Origin of the sequence: Mycobacterium sp. URHB0044 (genome assembly GCF_000620625.1) — a bacterium.
Classification (GTDB): Bacteria; Actinomycetota; Actinomycetes; order Mycobacteriales; family Mycobacteriaceae; genus Mycobacterium.
Genome location: NZ_JIAW01000002.1, coordinates 1 through 17,886 on the forward strand (window position 1 = coordinate 1; position 17,886 = coordinate 17,886).

At 66.6% G+C, this 17,886-nt stretch carries 20 protein-coding genes; 12 read left to right on the forward strand and 8 right to left on the reverse strand.

All coding sequences use genetic code 11. The annotated features are described in order from the left end of the window. Window positions 1-33: 33 nt before the first annotated feature. The 3 genes from N536_RS0103960 to N536_RS0103970 all read right to left on the reverse strand — a co-directional run bounded on the left by N536_RS0103960 (window position 34) and on the right by N536_RS0103970 (window position 3,222). The gene (locus tag N536_RS0103960) at window positions 34-1,230 is read right to left on the reverse strand and encodes an IS30 family transposase (protein ID WP_029112411.1); all 1,197 of its coding nucleotides are present in this window, start codon (window positions 1,228-1,230) and stop codon (window positions 34-36) included. Window positions 1,231-1,327: 97 nt separating this feature from the next. Further along, complete coding sequence (locus N536_RS0103965; protein WP_029112412.1) at window positions 1,328-1,741, reverse strand: nuclear transport factor 2 family protein; 414 nt, start codon at window positions 1,739-1,741, stop codon at window positions 1,328-1,330. Beyond that, window positions 1,738-3,222 (reverse strand): aldehyde dehydrogenase family protein, encoded by a 1,485-nt coding sequence (locus tag N536_RS0103970; RefSeq protein WP_029112413.1) that lies wholly within the window; start codon window positions 3,220-3,222, stop codon window positions 1,738-1,740. The genes N536_RS0103965 and N536_RS0103970 overlap by 4 nt, the downstream gene beginning before the upstream one ends. Before the next feature lie 147 nt (window positions 3,223-3,369). Between N536_RS0103970 and N536_RS37420 the strand changes: the two genes are divergently transcribed. Next, the gene (locus N536_RS37420; protein WP_051574239.1) at window positions 3,370-4,008 is read left to right on the forward strand and encodes a TetR/AcrR family transcriptional regulator; all 639 of its coding nucleotides are present in this window, start codon (window positions 3,370-3,372) and stop codon (window positions 4,006-4,008) included. A gap of 9 nt (window positions 4,009-4,017) precedes the next feature. On the opposite strand, the gene N536_RS0103980 is transcribed toward N536_RS37420, so the two are convergent. Beyond that, a complete protein-coding gene (locus N536_RS0103980; RefSeq protein WP_036435469.1) occupies window positions 4,018-4,563 on the reverse strand; it encodes a TetR/AcrR family transcriptional regulator in 546 nt (181 codons plus the stop codon). 165 nt (window positions 4,564-4,728) lie between these two features. Between N536_RS0103980 and N536_RS37425 the strand changes: the two genes are divergently transcribed. Beyond that, window positions 4,729-5,175: a DUF1942 domain-containing protein gene (locus tag N536_RS37425; protein WP_231514418.1), complete on the forward strand. Its 447-nt coding sequence runs from the start codon at window positions 4,729-4,731 to the stop codon at window positions 5,173-5,175. A gap of 39 nt (window positions 5,176-5,214) precedes the next feature. Here the strand turns inward: N536_RS37425 and N536_RS0103990 are convergent, their stop codons facing one another. Then, complete coding sequence (locus N536_RS0103990; protein WP_051574240.1) at window positions 5,215-5,790, reverse strand: TetR/AcrR family transcriptional regulator; 576 nt, start codon at window positions 5,788-5,790, stop codon at window positions 5,215-5,217. Window positions 5,791-5,893: 103 nt separating this feature from the next. Here N536_RS0103990 and N536_RS0103995 point away from each other — a divergent pair, with 103 nt between their 5' ends. Both N536_RS0103995 and N536_RS0104000 read left to right on the forward strand, forming a co-directional pair. Continuing rightward, window positions 5,894-7,183, forward strand: coding sequence for a cytochrome P450 (locus N536_RS0103995; protein ID WP_231514420.1), 1,290 nt, complete (start codon window positions 5,894-5,896; stop codon window positions 7,181-7,183). A 15-nt stretch (window positions 7,184-7,198) separates the two neighbouring features. Then, window positions 7,199-7,390 (forward strand): ferredoxin, encoded by a 192-nt coding sequence (locus tag N536_RS0104000; protein WP_029112417.1) that lies wholly within the window; start codon window positions 7,199-7,201, stop codon window positions 7,388-7,390. Window positions 7,391-7,411: 21 nt separating this feature from the next. Here the strand turns inward: N536_RS0104000 and N536_RS0104005 are convergent, their stop codons facing one another. After that, a complete protein-coding gene (locus N536_RS0104005) occupies window positions 7,412-8,227 on the reverse strand; it encodes a thioesterase family protein (protein ID WP_029112418.1) in 816 nt (271 codons plus the stop codon). A gap of 30 nt (window positions 8,228-8,257) precedes the next feature. Continuing rightward, window positions 8,258-9,076, reverse strand: a complete 819-nt coding sequence (locus N536_RS0104010; protein WP_029112419.1) for an SMP-30/gluconolactonase/LRE family protein — start codon at window positions 9,074-9,076, stop codon at window positions 8,258-8,260. 137 nt (window positions 9,077-9,213) lie between these two features. Here N536_RS0104010 and N536_RS0104015 point away from each other — a divergent pair, with 137 nt between their 5' ends. From N536_RS0104015 to N536_RS0104045, 7 genes are all read left to right on the forward strand, one after another. Continuing rightward, a complete protein-coding gene (locus N536_RS0104015) occupies window positions 9,214-9,918 on the forward strand; it encodes a hypothetical protein (protein ID WP_029112420.1) in 705 nt (234 codons plus the stop codon). A 62-nt stretch (window positions 9,919-9,980) separates the two neighbouring features. Then, window positions 9,981-11,156 carry a cytochrome P450 gene (locus tag N536_RS0104020; protein WP_051574283.1) on the forward strand — a complete coding sequence of 392 codons (1,176 nt, stop codon included), beginning with the start codon at window positions 9,981-9,983 and terminating at the stop codon, window positions 11,154-11,156. Between the two features lie 3 nt (window positions 11,157-11,159). Beyond that, window positions 11,160-12,128 (forward strand): zinc-binding dehydrogenase, encoded by a 969-nt coding sequence (locus tag N536_RS0104025; RefSeq protein WP_029112422.1) that lies wholly within the window; start codon window positions 11,160-11,162, stop codon window positions 12,126-12,128. Then, window positions 12,125-12,913 carry an HpcH/HpaI aldolase/citrate lyase family protein gene (locus N536_RS37430; protein ID WP_036435473.1) on the forward strand — a complete coding sequence of 263 codons (789 nt, stop codon included), beginning with the start codon at window positions 12,125-12,127 and terminating at the stop codon, window positions 12,911-12,913. Before N536_RS0104025 ends, N536_RS37430 begins: the two co-directional genes overlap by 4 nt. After that, a complete protein-coding gene (locus N536_RS0104035) occupies window positions 12,910-13,641 on the forward strand; it encodes an SDR family NAD(P)-dependent oxidoreductase (protein ID WP_036435475.1) in 732 nt (243 codons plus the stop codon). The genes N536_RS37430 and N536_RS0104035 overlap by 4 nt, the downstream gene beginning before the upstream one ends. A gap of 5 nt (window positions 13,642-13,646) precedes the next feature. Beyond that, complete coding sequence (locus tag N536_RS0104040) at window positions 13,647-15,155, forward strand: NAD(P)/FAD-dependent oxidoreductase (protein WP_155948412.1); 1,509 nt, start codon at window positions 13,647-13,649, stop codon at window positions 15,153-15,155. Next, on the forward strand, window positions 15,152-16,132 hold the full coding sequence (locus N536_RS0104045; protein WP_051574241.1) for an alpha/beta hydrolase: 981 nt from the start codon (window positions 15,152-15,154) through the stop codon (window positions 16,130-16,132). Before N536_RS0104040 ends, N536_RS0104045 begins: the two co-directional genes overlap by 4 nt. Here the strand turns inward: N536_RS0104045 and N536_RS0104050 are convergent. Next, the gene (locus N536_RS0104050; protein ID WP_029112426.1) at window positions 16,123-16,596 is read right to left on the reverse strand and encodes a polyketide cyclase; all 474 of its coding nucleotides are present in this window, start codon (window positions 16,594-16,596) and stop codon (window positions 16,123-16,125) included. The two genes, N536_RS0104045 and N536_RS0104050, sit on opposite strands and share 10 nt — an antisense overlap. A 96-nt stretch (window positions 16,597-16,692) precedes the next feature. Here N536_RS0104050 and N536_RS0104055 point away from each other — a divergent pair, with 96 nt between their 5' ends. Then, complete coding sequence (locus N536_RS0104055; RefSeq protein WP_051574242.1) at window positions 16,693-17,868, forward strand: phosphotransferase family protein; 1,176 nt, start codon at window positions 16,693-16,695, stop codon at window positions 17,866-17,868. Window positions 17,869-17,886: the final 18 nt, after the last annotated feature.

Here is a 17,886-nt window from a genome sequence, read left to right on the forward strand (position 1 = left end):
TCGCCTCAAAGTCAAGTGGCTATCGCAACGCGGCTAGGCGGCTTGGTTGAGGAGGGTGGCTAGGCGTTGGGCTGGGGTGTCGAGATCGAGGGTGGGTCGGGGCCGGCTGTTGAGTTTGTCTTGGACCCGTTTGAGATCGGCTTTGGTGTAGCCGCTGAGGTCGGTGCCCTTTTCAAACCAGAACCGCAGTAGCCGATTGGTGTTCTCGTTGCTGCCACGCTGCCAGGGCGAATGGGGATCGCAGAAGTAGACCGGGGCCTGCAACTGCAGGCTGATGTGCTGCCAGCTGGCCATCTCACTGCCGCGGTCCCAGGTGATGGTGCGGCGCAGATGAGCGGGCAGCTCATTCATCGCCTCGATCATCGCGGCGGCCACCGAGTCGGCGGTGTGATCGCCTGGCAGATGCAACAAGATGGTGAATCGGGTGCTGCGCTCGACCAGAGTGCCTATCGCACTGCCACACGCCGTGCCCAGGATCAGGTCACCTTCCCAGTGCCCGGGCACCGCACGGTCATCCACCACGGCGGGACGCTGGCTGATGGTGATCACATCGCTGAACTTCCCGCGGCGCTCAGTGTGACCACGGGGTTTGCGAGCTGCCCGTTTGGTCGACAAGCACTTGTTGAGATCGGCGCGCAGCTGGCCGCGGCCTTGGACGTAGAGACACTTGTAGATGGTTTCGTGGCTCACCTGCGCCAGCTTGTCACCGGGATGATCACGTGCCAAGACCTCAGCGATCAGCTTCGGGCTCCACCCATCGTCCATCCAGGTTTCGATGGTGGCGCACAACCGGGTGTCGTTGAGCTTGAACTCCTTGGGCCGCTTGGCATTCTGGCTAGCTCGGGCATGAGCCAACCCCGCGTGGTAATCCCCGTCGGGATTGCGGTTGCGCCGGATCTCACGGCTGACCACGCTCGGGTCGCGGCCGAGTTGGCGTGCGATCTCGCCCTGCCTGAGTCCCTGGTCTCGACCCCGCATGATGACCACGCGCTCGTCGTAACTGAGATGGTGCCCCCGGCCACCGGCGCGCTCTAGATCACCAGGATCGGCCAATCCCAGAACACCGCTGCCAAGACGTAGCTTCATGGCCCCAGCCTTACGCCACCACTGCTGGCCAACAGTGCGGGACACACCGAGTTGTCGCTCGGCTTGCAACACCGACGTCCCACCGCACACCAGATCAAAGAACTGCCGCTTCAACCACCACGGCGCCCGGTAACCGCTCGGCATTGCAACCTCCCACATTGATGGATGTTGCATTGACCGTATGAATCTGCCCGCAATTTTTGCGATCTGACAGCAGTCTCGGCGGGGATGGCGGGGGAGTTCAGAGCTGGGCGGGCGCCGGGGCGTTGGTGAACCAGACGTTCTCCTCGCGCAGACTGCGGCTGCGCCAGCCGTCCGCCGTCCGGACCATCTCGTGGTGGTAGTACCCGCCGCAGTAGCTCAGGTCCGTCATGCCGGGTAGCTGCATCGGGTTGTAGAACATCGCCCGAACCCGAGCCGTGTCGCCGTCAACCCCGAGCACTTCGATGTTGCTGACGTAGTGCATCGACATCGGGATCGCACCGAAACCCTTGCTCAGCCAGTCGGCGACCTCGTCAACCGTGCCTGCCATCGCTCCCGCCGACGAGTAGTCGATGTACGCGTCGGCGGTGAACACCGAGCGGTACAGCTCCCAGTCCTTGGTGTCGACCGCGCGGGCGTAGCGGTAGAGCAGTGCGGCGATCTCGTCGGTCACGCGGGCAGCCCGATCGTCTTGCCCTCCAAGTACTCCCGGTAACCTTCGTCGCCGTTGCGTCGGCCAAGGCCGCTCTGCTTGGTGCCGCCGAACGGGCTGGTGATGCCGAAGTGGCTCTTGCCGTTGATGGTGACGTTGCCGGTGCGCATGCGCTTCGCCACGGCGAGGGCGCGGTCGACGTCAGCGCTGGAGACTTCACCGGACAGTCCGTAGATCGAGTTGTTGGCGATGGCGATCGCCTCGTCCTCGGTGTCGTACGGCGTGACCGTGAGCACGGGGCCGAAGATCTCCTCCTGGGCCACCCGAGCGTCGGGGTCGACGTCGGCCAGCAGCGTGGGGGACACGTAGTAGCCGGTCGGCAGGTTCTCCGGAATTCCGCCGCCGGTGACCAGTCGGGCGCCGGAGTCGATGCCGGAGCGGATCAGGCCCAGCACCTTTTCGCGTTGAGTCGCGCTGATCTGCGGGCCCTGCATGTTGCCCGGCGTCCACGGATCACCGACGGGGAAGCCCTCCATCATGGTCTTGAGGATCTCGATGCCTTCGTCATATCGACTGCGCGGCAGCAGGATTCGTGAGGGTAGGATGCAGGATTGCCCGGACATGACGCACGCCATCATGGCTGCCAACGGCAGGGCCGAGTTGAAGTCGGCGTCGTCGAGCACGATGTGGGCGGACTTGCCGCCCAACTCCAGAAGCGTCTTCTTCACCGTCGGCGCGCCGGCGGCCAGAATCGCCCGGCCGGTGGCGGTGGAACCGGTGAAGGTGATCATGTCCACGCGCGGGTCGGCCGACAACGCCGCACCCACTTCGTTGGCGTTGGACACGACGACGTTGAACACCCCCGCGGGGATGTCGGTTTCCTCGGCGACGATGCGGCCGTACTCGCTGCCCGACCACGGAGTGAGCTGTGCGGGTTTGAGCACGACGGTGTTGCCTGCCATCAGTGCGGGCACGGTTTCGGCGATGTTGAGGTAGAACGGCACGTTCCACGGCGTGATCGCTCCGACCACCCCGATCGGCTCGTAGTGAATCTTGCGGCGCGCCGGTCCCATCGGGGTGTCGTGCACGCCGGTGTCGACGAGGTACTCGAAGTTGCGGGCGTGCTCGGCCCAGTGCTTGACCTCTTCGATGGGGCTCTCGATCTGCGAGCCTGACACAGTGACGGGGCAGCCGACCTCGGTGATCAACACGCGGCGCAACCGTTCCTTGTTGCGTTCCAGCGCCTCGTGCAACTGCGTCATGCAGTGGTAGCGGAAGTCCAGGTCGCGGGACCAGTCGGTCTCGTCGAACGCCCGCCGGGCGGCGCCGATGGCCCGGTGCATGTCGGCGACCGTGCCGTCGGTGGCCTGACCGGCCACCTCCTCGCTGGCCGGGTGGATGACGTCGAACGTGGCTCCGCTGTCGGTATGGCGCAACTCGCCGTCGATCAACATCCGCTCGTCGCCGGCCAACACCCCGGTGTCGCTCTGCACGTTCGTCATGCGTCTCCTCGTCTCGATGTAGATCGGTCAGCCGCCCTCATGACGACGAAGCCTAGAGAGCTGCGAGCAAAAATGAACGATAATTCAGAAAATAGATCGCCTGTTCAGTTAGGCTCGGTCCACGGTTCGCGCGGAGAGGAGGTTCGGATGAGCGAGCAGGTCGCGGTCTCCGAGTCGCCGCGCGAGGAACGACGCAGAGTCCGGATGGACACGGCCAGAATGCAGATTCTGGACGCCGCCGAGCGCACCTTCGCCTCGACGGGCTACCACGCCACCACCGTGAAATCCATTGCGGAGCAGTGCGAGATCGCCGTCGGCACCATCTACACGTTGTTCGACGACAAGAACGCACTCTTCGAAGGCGTGCTACGCCGTCGCGGTGCGGCACTCCGGGCGTTGACCGAAGCGAAGGCGTCCCAGCCCGGTCGAGGCGACGACCGACTCGTCGAGCTAGCCGAGCTGCAAATCCGCTTCTTCCGCGAGCACCCCGACTGGACTCGCGTGGCCTCGATGCTGATGAGCGGGTCGCGTGCCGATCCACCGGCCGGGAACATGTCGCGGCTCTACGAGTCGGGGCACAAGGTCGTCGCCGACATCCATGCCGAGGTCATCGCCAGGGGGCAACGCGAGGGGGCCATCCGCAACGGCCCGCCTGGCGCACTGGCGCAGATCTTCATGGGAATGCTGGAAACCTTCCACGCTCTCGACCGCACGGGAGGCCCCGAGCCGGGCGAGTTCACCCTGGAGGAGTTCCTGGACCTCGTCCGGGCCACCTTCGGCGCTTGAGGGCGCCGGTCAGTCAGCGTGTTTGATGCCGACCGCGTGCCGCAGCTGAGCCAGGAACTGGTCGGTGTCGTCGCTGCGGACGATGTAGTGCGACACGGCCACCCGGATGGCGGTGGCCGCCTTCACCGAGCGGTTCGGGCCCTGCAGCAGGCGCTCCAAGCGGGTGCGCATCACGGGGATCACCTGCGTCAGCTGGGCTATCACGACCTCCGGTTCGATGTCGATCACTCGGACGCCGGAGTAGGCCCGTTGGTATTCCACGATGAAACGCAGTGCAGCATCCAGCTTTTCGTTGCCGCGAAGGCCCGCGGTGGCCTTGCCGACGCCGGAGTCGAACATCTCGCGCTCGTAGCGGCCGAACGCATCGAGCAGCTCCTCCTTCGATGCGAACCACCGATACAGCGTCGGGCGTGACACACCCGCCTGCATGGCGACCTCGGAAAGGCTCAGCTTCGTCTGACCGTTGCGCGCGAGCACCTCGGTGGTGGCGGCCAGGATCCGTCGTCGGGTCGACGTGTCGTCACCCGACTCGGCGGTGGCCTGCTCGATGGTCATCGGTTCACTCACTTCCAACTCTCGACGTGAACTGATCGTAGCTGGACGGCGGCAGATTACGGATGCGTCGGCGATCGTAATGGGGCTCTCCGGTGTTTTGGCGTTTCGACGCCGCATTCGTGGGTACGGCTCGGCTGTCTGACACCAGGTCGACGAAGGGAGTCAATGGTGAACATCAAGAAACTGACGAGCGCCGTGGCCGCCGCAGCGGTCACGGTTGGCATGGGGGTCGCCAGCGTCGCGCCGGCTTCGGCGGCCGACAACATCAAGCCGTTCGGTCAGGAGGAGATCCTGCTCGATCCCGCGACCGGTGCTCCGATGATCGCCTATACGGTTCACGGGCTGAATCCCAGTTCGGATGCCGTGCCCCACAACGGCCAGTTGTACGAAGCGACCGTGACCGTCGGCGGGGGCGGGGCCATTCCCATGGTTCCGTGGTTCAACGCCCGCTCTGAGAACGGCGCCAACTACCGCGTCATCGGCGGCACGGTGCCCGGCAAGATCTACTTCGACGTCGTCGGTGACGCGCCCAACAGCGTCGTCTACAACGACGGCGTTCGCGACCTTCTGGCATGGATCCCCGGTCCGCCAGAGGGAGGCACCCGCCCCTAACGGGACCACCAGTCCGCTCAAACCAAGCAGCCCAAGGGATTACGGGTCCGCGTGGTCTGACTGCTTGATGCCTGCGGCGTGTCGGAGCTGCGCCAGGAAGTCGGCGCCGTCGTCGCTGCGAACCAGATAGTGCGCAATCGCCACGCGGACCACCGTTGACGCGGCCACGGCGGCGTGCGGGCCGGGGATGAGGCGCTCCAACCGTTCCCGCATCAGCGGCAGCACCGCCGCCAGCCGCTTGATCACCTGCTCGGGTTCGACGTCGACCATGCGCAGCCCCGGGTAGGACTGCTGGTATTCGACGATGATCCGCAGTGCCGCATCGAGTCTCTCGCCGGCAGGCAAACCGACGGAGGCCTCCGCGATGGCGCGTTCGTAGAACTGCCGCTCCCAGCCCGCGAATGCATCCAGCAGTTCCCGCTTCGAACCGAACCAGCGGTACAGCGTGGGACGGGACACGCCGGCCTGCGCCGCCACCTCGGACAGGCTGAGCTTGGTCATGCCGTTGCTGCCCAGCACCTCGGCTGTGGCGGCGAGTATCCGCTCGCGAGTCGAGGTGTCGGCCTCGACCGGTGCGGGAAGCCGCGAGGCCGGCAACGGTTGGATCACTGACATAGCTTTACAAATTATCGTCGAACTGTCACGCTAAATCGGCAGGCCGTCTCCGTCGGGGCGGGCGAGTTGCTCGGGTGAATCGACTTGGAAAAGGGGATGTTGAGTGGCGGTCGAAAGCGCGGCTCCGGAGGGCAGCGACGCGACCCCGGGATCACGACCGGTGCGCGAGTTCAGTCCCCACGACATCACCTCCCACGGCTTTTGGAGTCAATCCTTCGCCGAACGCGACCGCACCTTCGCCCGACTGCGGGCGCTCGACGGAATTACGTGGCACGAGCCGCTGCCGTCGCTGTTCGACGTCGAGGAACCCGGATTCTGGGCGCTCACCCGGCGCGCCGACATCGCCTACGTCAGCCAGCACCCGGAGCTGTTCACCTCCGCGCAGGGAGTCGCACTGGATCCCATGCCCGCCGAGGTCCAGCGGTTCGCCTCGTTCTTCCTGACCATGGACCCGCCGCAGCACACCGTCTACCGCAAGCTGATCAGCTCGGCGTTCACCCCACGCAACGTCCGGCGGATCGAGGAGCAGATTCAGGACACCGCGGTCAAGGTGGTCGACGACCTCGTCGGCGTCGGCGAAATCGACTTCGTGTCAGCGTGTTCGGCGCGACTGCCGATGTTGACCATCATGGAGATGCTGGGGGTTCCGCCCTCCGAACAGCCGGCGGTCGCAACCGCTGCGGAGAAACTCTTCGGCATGAGCGACGACGAGTACGCCACGCTCGAGGAGCGCGCCGCCGCCACCATCAACGAGATCATGCTGCTGGCCAATACCGGCGCCGAGCTGGCCAAGTACCGACGCAGCCACCCCGGCGACGATTTGATGACCAGCATCGTCAATGCCGAGGTGGACGGTCATCGGTTGACCGACGAGGAGATTGGCGCGTTTCTGATCCTGCTCTCTTCGGCGGGCAACGACACCACCAAGCAGGCCACCTCGCACGCGATGATGGCGCTGGTCGACAACCCCGGGCAACGGGATTGGTTGATGGAGGACTTCGACGACCGAATCGGGCACGCCGTCGAGGAGTTCGTGCGGTGGTCGTCACCGGTGCTGCAATTCGCGCGGTTCGCCACCGAGGACACCGAGATCGCCGGCACGCCCGTCGCGGGGGGTGAGAAGGTCGGCCTGTTCTACTGTTCGGCCAACCGGGACGAGAACGTGTTCGACGCGCCGGGCGCCTTCGACCTCAGCCGCTCGCCCAACCCGCACGTCGGATTCGGTGCGGGCGGGCCGCACTTCTGCCTCGGCAACCAGCTGGCCAAGACCGAACTGCGAACCTTTTTCCGCGAGTTGCTGACTCGGTTGAAACGCGTCGAATTCGGCGCACCGGACTTCCTGCACAGCAACTTCGTGCACGGCATCAAGCGGCTTCCAGCGGTGGTCGAGTAGGAGAGCGGGGACGCCATGAGGGTCGAAGTCGACCTCGACAAATGCACCGGGCACGGTATCTGCGAATCGATCGCCGAGGACGTGTTCGAGGTTCAGGACGACGGCAGCGTGCTGATCCACGATGCCGATCGGCCGGAGTCAGACCGGGATCGGATGCGGCAAGCCGTGACGCAGTGCCCCGCTGCGGCACTTCGCCTGGTGGACTGAGGCTTTGGGTCCGGCCCGCGCCTATCGCGGCGGCATGGGGCGGACGAGCACCGACTGCTGAATGCCGCCGATCGCTCCACTCTCATCGAACAGCGTGCCGATCGTGGTCCCGATGCCGTCGGGGCCGTAGCTGGTCTCGGCGCGGATGCCCGTCCATTCGCCCTCCGGCACGCGGTGCAGGTGCACCACCAGATCCGTGTTCATGAACGTCCACTTCCTGATGTCCAACTTGGTGCCGATGCCGTTGGCGTCGTCGGCCACGGCGAACAACCGCTGCAGCGGCGTCATGGCTTCACCCTTGACGAGGGCGACGGTTGGCCTGATCCACGACTCGCCGGGTCCGTCGGCCATCGGCGTGGTCAGCCAGCGCCAGTCCAGACTGTGCACGTAGTTGGGGTCCCAGTCCTTGGCGAGGTCCCGGCTGACCGCGTCCGACAGCGGACGCAGTGGCGGGGCGGGCGAGTGCACCACGCCGACGGTGTCCAGCGTCGTCATCCGCCAGCCGCTCGCTCTGGCCACCGGTCGGGGTGTGCCGTCCGGGCCCAGCGCCAGCATCTCGGCGCTGAGCAGTTCGATCTGCCTGCCCGGCCGGTCCACCCGGGAGCGCACCCACAAGTCGCCTTCGGCGGGGACGCCGCCCAGCAGGTCGATCATCACCCGGCTCAGCCGGGCATCGTCACGAGGTGCGCACCGTTCCAGCGCGCGCACCAGCAACGAGGACACGGGCGCGGCATGCTGAATGGCGGCAGTCCAGGTGCTGCGGACCATGTCGGTAGCCGTGAACTTCTCGCCGTGCGCGTCGTCGGCATCGATCAGTACGTAGTACGAGTCGGACATCTCCACCTTTCTGAGGTCAGGCGTTTTGCGTCAGGGCCGGCCGGCGCCGGGTACGTCGACGGTCACTGCATCGACGCGGGACGACTTGGTGCCGATCAAGCGTTCGGGATAGGCGTCGGTGCTCGACAACAGGAACAGCGTGCGACGTTCGGGACCGCCAATCGTGCAGGCGATGGCCGTGCGGTCACCCATGTCGATGCGATCGGTCACCGTGCCGCCAGCCACAATTCGCTCGAACTGGTGAGCCAACGTCATCGACGTCCACACGCCACCTTCCGCGTCGAGGGTGATGCCGTCGGGCGGTCCATCGAGCCCGTCGGCGAATACTCTGCGGTCGCACAACGTGCCGTCGGCCTCGATCGTGAAGGCGGTCAAGCGCCGTCCCGTCGACTCGGCCACGATCAGCGCGGTCCCCTCGGGCGTGACGACCATGCCGTTGGGAAATTCGAGATCACCCGCCGCGACGGTGACGGTGTCGTCGGGGTCGATCCGGACGATCATGCCGCCCTCGCGGGCCTGCGACCCGACGAACGCGCGACCCGCGTCGTCGATGACCATATCGCCGAGGTTCGCAGGCACGATGTCCGCCAGATCGGCGATGACAGCCACGGTGTCGCCGTCGTAGCGCAGCACCTGGCGGTCCTCCGTCGACACGATCAGAAGCGAGCCGTCGGCCCGAAATCCCAAGCCGGACGGGGCGCGACCGGGCAACGGCAGCGTGCTCATCGACCCGTTGAGGGCGACGGTGTGTACGGCCTCGCCGAGCATGTCCGAGAACCACAGCAGGCCCTCGAACCAGCGGGGGCCTTCACCGAAGCAGAATCCGTTGGCCAGCGGGGTGGGGTTCATCCGGCGCCGAGCGAACGGTGCGGGGACGTGACTTTACAAAACACGCCATAAGTGTCACGCTCGCTGGGTGTCGGTGTCAACCACGCGAGGGACCCGTACGGCTGCAGTGAACGACGTACGAGGAGGGTCGAACGGTCATGCGTAAGTACCACAGCCACACGCTTCTCTATCTGCACGAGACCATCGCGCTCGGCTCGGGGCGCGCAGATCATTTCGTCGAAGTGTTCGGCGACGTATACCAACCGATGATGCAAGACCTCGGCGCACGACTGTTCGCGATCTGGGAGTCGACACCCTTCAACGGGCACTGGCCGCAGGTCACGATCATCTGGGAGATCGACGCGTTCGCCGACTATGCGCGCATCGGGCGGGCCCAGGCACGCGGTGGCAGCCACGACGCCGAGGCCGCCAAGTGGTCGACGTTCCTGGCCGACATCGGCGCGTCGGGAGAGGGAAGGATCATGTACCCCGGCCCGAGCAACAAGACCCTGGCCGAGCTCAAAGCGGCCAAATTCGGTGCGGGCGTGGTGATTCAGGAAATCATGCAGACCAAGCCCGGTCGCCAGGACGACTATATCCGCGAATTGGAGCGGTTGTACGTGCCGTGGTCGGAACGCACCGGCAAGCGCTGGCTGGGCTCGTTCACCACGACCTTCCGGTTCAACGAGGTGATTCACTACTGGGCGCTGGATGGGGGCTGGGACTGCTTCGCCGAGCACTACCCGTCGTGGAAGGACCAACCGCCCGCGGAGATCGTCACGTGGATGAGTGTTGCGCCCGCCTTGCGGGACGGCTGGGAGGACTCGATCCTGCAGGCCCTGACCCCGTCCCCGCTGCAGTGAGCACGCAGGTGGATGGCGTTGCCACGCAGCGCTTCTCCTACGACCCGTTCGATCCGGCGGTGATGGCCGACCCACTGTCGTACTACCGGGTGCTGCGCGAACACCATCCGCTGTACTACATCCCGAAGTGGGACACCTATGCGCTGTCCCGGTTCTCCGACATCTGGCAGGTCCTCGAGACCAATGACGGCACCTTCGTCGCCTCGGAGGGAACCTTGCCGGCCGCTACGGTGCTGGCCCATCACAACGGCGGCCCGGTGTCCGATCCGCCGTTGCATCCCATGCCCTTTCACGCGAACTTCGATTCGCCCATCTACGACGACGTGCGGCGGAGCCATTCGGCTCCGCTGCGGCCGAAGAGCGTCGGTCGGCTGGGGGACAGGATTCGCGAACTCGCCAACGAGCGCCTCGACGTGCTGCTGCCACGCGGTGGCTTCGACCTGACTCAGGATTACGGCGGCATCGTCGCGGCGTCCGTGGTGTGCGAATTGGTGGGCCTGCCGGTTGAACTCGCCGCTGACGTGTTGGCGACCGTCAACGCAGGCAGTCTGGCCACGCCGGGCGATGGCGTCAACACGGCGAACGCCCGGCCCGGCTTCCTGGAGTATCTCGTCCCCGTCGTGCAGCGCCGACGCGCCGAAGCCGCCGACGGTGGGCTGCCCATCGTCGATGGGCTGATCCGCTACCGCAAGCCGGATGGCACCGAGTTGAGTGACGTCGAGGTCGCCACGCAGATGCTCGGCGTCTTCATCGGTGGTACCGAGACGGTGCCGAAGATCGTGGCGCACGGGTTATGGGAACTGCACCGGCGGCCCGATCAATTGGCTGTGGTGCGCGCCGATCTCGAGGCGAACGTGCCCATCGTGCGGGAGGAGATGATCCGGTACTGCGCACCGGCGCAATGGTTTGCCAGGACCCTGCGCAAGCCGTTCACGATCCACGACACCACGATCAAACCCGGCCAGCGGATCATCACGCTGCTCGCGTCGGCCGCGCGCGACGACCGGGAGTACGCCAACCCCGACGAATTCATCTGGAACCGCCCGATCGAGCGTCTCCTCGCCTTCGGTCGCGGCCAGCACTTCTGCCTCGGCGTGCACCTGGCGCGGCTGGAGATCACCACGCTGGTCACCGAATGGCTCAAGCGCGTACCGGATTTCCGCGTCGACGAGGCACGGGCTGCACGGCCGCCGTCGAGTTTTCAGTGGGGCTGGAACAACGTACCGGTGGAGGTCTGAGCCGTGTGGTCCTACCGACTGGTCGCGCCGTACGCCTTCGAGCGAACCGAGCTGCCGGAGAAGTCGCCGGAATCCCTGCGGGACGGCCAAGTGCTGCTGGAGTTCCTGGCAGCCGGCATCTGCGGCAGCGACATCCCTGGCTTCCGCGGCACGAAGGGCAAGTTGCCCGGCGACACCGGCGTCCGCGCCGCCGAGATGGACGGATTTCCCATCCACGAGGTCGCCGGTGAGGTGATCGCGAGCCGGCACGCCGACCATCGAGCCGGTGACCGCGTGGTCGGATGGGCCTCGGGATTCGACGGCCTGATGGAACGGGTGGTGGCCGACGGCAACGGTCTGGCACCGTATGACCCTGCGTGGGCACCGCAACTCGCGGTCGGCCTGCAACCGCTGGCCTGCGTGCTGTACGCCGTCGAACAGCTTCCCGACCTTCGTGGCAAGCACGTCGCGGTGATCGGGCAGGGTTCGATAGGTCTGCTCTTCTCCTACGTCGCCAAGGCGGCCGGTGCCGCGCACGTGACCGGTGTCGACCCGATCGACCGTGCGAACGTCGGCGGAAAGTTCGGAGTGGACAGCGTGGTTCGCGCCACCAGCGACCGCTGGGTCAGCCACCTCGCCGCCGACGCCAAGCCCGACGTCGTCATCGAGGCCGTGGGCCATCAGGTGGCGACGCTGAACCACGCGGTCGAGGCGGCGGCGTCCGGCGGCACCGTCTTCTACTTCGGCGTACCGGACGACGACTGCTACCCGATCAGCATGCGCACGATGCTGCGAAACAACCTGACGCTGAAATCCGGTGTGACACTGGACCGCAGGCGAGTCCTGCGAGAGGCCGACGCGTTCGCCCGCGAGCATCCCGATCTGCTGCCCAACTACCTGACCCACACGTTCGGGGTAAGCGACGTCCAGGCGGCCTTCGAGCTGGCGAGCAGACCGACGCCGGGCCGGATCAAGATCGCGATCGTCGCATGAGTGCCCTTGCCGATGCGCTCGAAAGCCGACCGCAGATCTGGGGCGGCTGGGTGGTCGGGCCCACCGCCATCGGCCCTGAGGCGTTCGCCCAGACGGGTTATGACTACGTCGGATTCGACCTGCAACACGGATACCTGGACGACGCCGACGTCGCGCTGCTGCTGAACCGGCTGGAGTACGTCCCGATCGCCACCGCGGTACGGCTGCCCTCGACCGCGCCCGCGCCCATCGGGCGGGTGCTGGACGCCGGAGCCGACGCGATCATCGTCGCCATGATCGAGTCCGCATCCCACGCCGAAGCGGCGGTCGCCGCGTGCCGGTTCGCGCCGCGGGGAGTACGCAGCTTCGGACCGTTGCGCGCGAGCCTGGGACACGACGTCGCCGCACTGGAAGCACGTGTCAGCGTCTACGCCATGGTCGAGACCGCCGCGGGCCTGGCGGCCGTCGACGAGATATGCGGAGTGCCAGGACTTGCCGGCATTTACGTCGGGCCTGCGGATCTGGCCATCTCGATGGGGCACGCGCCCGCCGATGCCTGGCGGCACCCGGCCGTTCTCGACGCGATGGCGCACATCCAGTCCAGAACGACCGCCGCCGGCCTGGTCGCCGGCGTGCACGCCGCCGACGGCGGGATCGGAAACACGGCCGCGCAGATGGGCTTTCGCATGATCACACTGGCCTCGGAGTCAGCTGCCCTGCGGCACGGTGCCGCGCAACACCTCGCCGCGGCGAAGGCGCGGGGCGACGAACCGGCTTCCGGTGACACGACAAGGGGATACCACTGAACGCCACGAAGACGGACCGCGTTGCACTCGTCACTGGGGCTGCGCGCGGGCAGGGCGCGGCGATCGTCGCGCGCTTGCGGGCCGACGGCTTCCGCGTGGCGGCCTGTGATCTGCGCGCCGACGAACTGCTGCAGAGCACCAGGGAATTCGGTGACGACGTCGCCGCGATTGCATTGGACGTCACGTCGGCCGAACAGTGGGAGCGGGCGGTGGCCGAGGCACTGGACCGGTTCGGCGCCCTGACGACGTTGGTCAACAATGCCGGCGTCCTGCATCGGGCGTCGTTGGAGAACGAGACGCCAGAAGGATTCGAAGGCAGTTGGCGCGTCAACTGCCTCGGCCCCTTCCTCGGCATCCGCGCCGCGCTGGCAGCACTGCGCAACGCCGAGGGTGCGGCGATCGTGAACACGTGCAGCACTGGCGCCATTCGGCCGTTCCCGAACCACGCCGCGTACGGCTCCGCCAAGTGGGCGCTGCGGGGTCTGACGCAGATCGTGGCGGCAGAGTTGGCCGCGTCGGGCATCCGGGTCAATGCCGTTCTGCCGGGGCCCATCGAGACGCCGATGCTCGACCCCGAGACCCAGAGCCGACTGGTCGCGAGCGGCGGACGGCTCGGGAAGCCGATGGAGGTGGCCGACGCCGTCGCCTACCTGGTGTCCGACGCCGCGTCGTTCATCACCGGATCGGAACTCGTGGTCGACGGCGGACAATCGTTGCGGATTGGATGACACTGATGTCGACGAACCCCTCCGTGGGAATCATCGGAGCCGGTCCTGGCGGGCTGGCGTTGGGAATCTTCCTGCGCAAGTCCGGATTCCGGGACTTCACCATCTTCGACCGCGAGGACGGCGTCGGCGGAACCTGGCGGATCAATACGTATCCGGGCCTTGCCTGCGACGTGAAGTCCCACCTGTATTCGTTCTCGTTCGACCTCAACGCGGACTGGTCGCGGCTGTGGTCCGGTCAGGCGGAGATCCTGGCCTACTTCGAGCGCTGTGCGCAGCGGCATCGACTTGGCCCGCACCTGAAGCTCAACACCGAGATCGTCTCGACCCGTTGGGATGCCGGCTCGAGGACGTGGCGGTTGACCACGTCGACCGGCGCCGAACACACCTTCGACTTCGTGGTGTCGGCGGTTGGACTGTTCACGCAACCGACCATGCCGAAGCTGGTGGAGGAAGAGCCGTTCGGCGGGACGGTCATGCACACCGCGCGTTGGGACCACTCGCTGGACCTGACGGACAAGAACGTGGCGGTGCTGGGCACCGGCTCGACGGCAGCGCAACTGCTGCCGGAGGTCGCCAAGATCGCGAGAAGGGTCTACTCGATTCAACGGTCACCGACCTGGATCCTGCCGAAGCCCGACCGGGCCTACACCGACAGGGAGCGGTGGATCTTCGCACACGTTCCGTTCGCCAAGAAGTTCTACCGGACCCGGTTGTGGCTGCGCAGCGAGTCGAACATCTCGGTCATCGAGCACGGCAGCGACAAGACGCACGAGTTCCGCGCGGTGGCTTCCACGATGCTCGAGAGTGCGGTTGCCGATGCCGACCTGCGCAACCGGCTCACTCCCGAAACCCCGTTCGGCTGCAAACGACTGGTGTTTTCCTCGGACTTCATTCCCGCACTCACCAAGCCTCACGTCGAAGTGGTGGCCAGCCCCGCGCGGGCGCTGCGGGCCGGGTCGCTGGTCACCGAGGACGGCCGCGAACTGCCCGTCGACGTCGTCGTCTGCGCGACGGGGTACGCCGCCGCCGACTACCTCGGCCAGATCGACGTGGTCGGCGAGGGTGGCACGTCGCTGCACGAGTGTTGGCGCGATGGCGCATACGCGTATCTGGGCATGACGGTGCCGGGCTTCCCGAACTTCTTCATGCTCTACGGCCCGAACACCAACGTCGGTTCGAACAGCGTCATCTTCATGCTCGAGGCGCAGGCCCGTTATGTGGTCCGGGCACTGCGGTACGCCAGGCGGCGCAGGAAGTCCTACGTCGCGGTGCGGGCGGAGACGATGGCCGCGTTCATCGACAGGATCGACGAATGGATGCAGGGCACGGTGTGGACGACGCGCTGCAGCAACTACTTCCGCGCCCCCAACGGCAGGGTGGTGACGCAGTGGCCCCGCAGTGCCCGTGACTTCTGGAACATGACCCGGCGGTTCAAGCCGGCCGACTACACGTTCGATCCGCCGACGGTACGGACGGACATCCAGGTCCAGGCGCACAGTACGGCGGGTGCATGACGGGTGCCTGGGGCGCCACCGACGCCGACACCACCCGCAGGCTGGCGCCCGCCCTGCGCCACCTGGCCGCCGCGCGAACCGACCTGGCGGCCGAAGTCCTTCCCGCCGTGCGGGATTCGCTGAACCGTCGGCGACGCCAGACGGCAGGAGGCGTCGACACGTCGGGAGTCGACGTCGTCGACGGTCTCGCGATGGACGACGCGGGTCGCCGCATCCCCGTGCGGATCTACCGCGGCGCGTCCTCGCCCGCGCCGGGCGTGGTCTACTGCCATTCCGGTGCGTTCGTGCTCGGCAATCTCGACACCGACCACCGGCAGTGCATCGAATTGGCCCGCCGCGCGCTCTGCACGGTGGTGTCGGTCGACTACCGCTTGGCGCCGGAGCATCCGTTCCCCGCGGGTTTCGACGACGCGCTGGCCGTACTGAAATGGGTTGCAGCACAGTCCGTCGGCCTGGGCGTGGATGCTGGGCGCCTCGCGGTCGCGGGCAGCAGCGCGGGGGCTGCACTGGCGGCGTGTCTTGCCCAGTGCGCGGCCGACGGATCGGCGCCGCCCATCGTCTTCCAGCTGCTGCATCAGCCGGTGCTCGACGATCGACCGACACCGTCGAAAATCGAGTTCACCGCCACCCCGGGATTCGACGGGCCTGCGACGTCGCAGATGTGGCGGCACCTGAGTGGAGGCGAACCGGTGCCCGCCGACGCCGTGCCCGGCCGTTGCGAAGACCTGACCGGGCTGGCGGATGCGCTCGTCACCTGTTCGGAGCTGGACCCGCTGCGGGACGAGGCGGTCGATTACGCGCTTCGCCTGATGTGGGCGGGCGTCGCCACCGAACTGCACGTGTTCCCCGGCACCTGCCACGGATTCGACTCCCTGCTGCCCGAATGGGAGATCACCCAACAGTTGTTCGCCCTGCAGGGCGCCGCGCTGCACAGGGCGCTGCATCGTGGAGACGCTGCGGGGCAGTGCTATTCGTGACTGAGCTCTCGCGCGATCGCAGCGTGATACTTGTCGATGTTGGCAGGGTTGACGATGCGGAAGAAGCCGTCGGGCAACGGGGTGTCCTTGTAGGCCTCGATGGTCATCGTCCTAGCGAACAGGGTGACGCCCTCGCCGGGCTGAGTGAAGTGGTACTGCACCGTGATTCGACCCTCCATGCCGCCGTTGCCCTCCCGGTCGTGGCCGAGCCGGCCGACGGAGTTGAACACCCACATCTTCGGACGCATGGCGATCGCCAGATGCCAGGTGAAGATCCGGTCACCGTCGGGACCCGCTTCGGTCCAGGTGTCGCCAACCTTCAACGGCATGTCGTTGGTGACGCTGCCGACGTGCGCGCTGCCCGGATACGTCTTGGTCCAGTTCACCGGGTTGGTGACGAAGTCGTAGATCGTCTCCGGCGGTTGGCTGAATGCGGTCTCCGAACTCGTGGTGACGATTCCCACTGCGGTTTGGCCTCTCTGTCCTGGACTACGGTCACCGAGTAGCTTTACAAATCAGGACGATATTGTCACGCCCTCTCGGATCGGAGCAGATGATTGATGACACGGGTCGGCGAGCGGGAGGCAAGCGCGGGTCGACGGGCCGCGACGGTGGTCAGGGCGGTCCGGCTGGGCGTGCATCTCGGCCACGGTGTCGGCCGCCTCGGCGTCGACGCAGCGCTTGCGCGGGTGCGGTCGTTCCCGCGCCGCGTCGAGGATCTGACGCCACGGGCGCTTTCGCGGTTGATGGGACGCGCCGTCGATTCGGTGTCGGTCATCGACGGTGTAGCGGGAACGTCGTCGAGAGCTCGCCTCGCGCTCACGGGCGCGGACGTGCCGGCCTCGGTGTTCGTCAAGCTGTCGGCAGCCACTGCCGCCAACCGGATGCTCGGTGAGCTGGCCCGACTGGGGGAGACCGAGGCGCGCTTCTACAGCCGGTTGGCACCCGAGCTCGGCACCGGCATCCCACGTTCGTACGGGTCCGCCTTCGATCCGGTGACCGGGAGATACCTCATCGTCCTCGAGGACATGGCGAGCTCGCCATGCGTGTTTCCCGACACGCTGCATCCGCTGAGTACCGATCAGATGGCGGATCTGGTCGAGGTTCTCGCCGCGGTGCACGGTACGTTCTGCGGCCGGTTACCCGAGAAACCGCGCGGGCGAGGGCAATTCAGCTGGTTGACCGCGCCGTCGGAGGATCCCGCGAACCTCCTCACCCCCGGCCTGATGCGGATGTCGGCGCGCAAGCTCGCCGACCGGACCGCCGCGCCCATCGAGTCGGGCCGCTTCATCTGGGAGAACTACCAGGCGGCCACCGACATCGTCGACGCGGGAACGCACACGGTGTTGCACGGAGACTCACACCCCGGCAACACGTACTTCCGCGACGGTGGCGCCGGGCTGCTGGACTGGCAGGTGGTCCGGCGGGGCCATCCGGCGCGGGATCTGACGTACACGTTGGTCCTTGGCATGCCCACCGCCGAACGCCTCGCTGCGCAACACGATCTGCTCGACGTCTACCGCAAGGCGTTGGCCGCGTCGGGCGGGCCGGAGCTCGATCACGACGAGCTGTGGCTGCGGTACCGCCAGGCGGCGACGTACGCGTTCGTGTCGCCGCTGACCACGGCTGGGCTCGGCGGCATGCAATCCGACGGGATCGCGCTGGAAGGTCTCGAACGGGCGGTGGCGGCCGTCGAGGACCTGGAAACCGTTGCGGCCCTGCGGCAGGCGATGTGACGTGCTTGACAACTGTGC